This is a genomic window from Streptomyces bobili (genome assembly GCF_002154575.1).
GTDB lineage: Bacteria > Actinomycetota > Actinomycetes > Streptomycetales > Streptomycetaceae > Streptomyces > Streptomyces bobili.
The window spans coordinates 1-235 of record NZ_MUBA01000690.1; the positions used below are offsets into that span (position 1 = coordinate 1).

Here is a 235-nt window from a genome sequence, read left to right on the forward strand (position 1 = left end):
CCCACCACCCGCCGCGCCGCCGCGACCGATCGAACCCGGCCACGCCCAACCCCCGTGGCGTGCGCCACAACGGCGAAGAGGCACCCCGCAGTCAGGTCACCGCACCCCGTAACCTGTCCACCATGGCAGAGCCAGTCGTGCGCATCCCGGATGCGAAGGTCGCCCTGTCGACTGCCTCGGTCTACCCGGAGTCGACGGCGACGGCCTTCGAGATCGCCGCGCGCCTCGGCTACGA

Annotated in this window: 1 pseudogene; it reads left to right on the forward strand. The window is 71.9% G+C overall.

Annotated elements, in window-relative coordinates:
- Window positions 1–122: 122 nt before the first annotated feature.
- Window positions 123–235 (forward strand): annotated as a pseudogene (locus BZL64_RS41660) (sugar phosphate isomerase/epimerase); the annotation flags it as partial.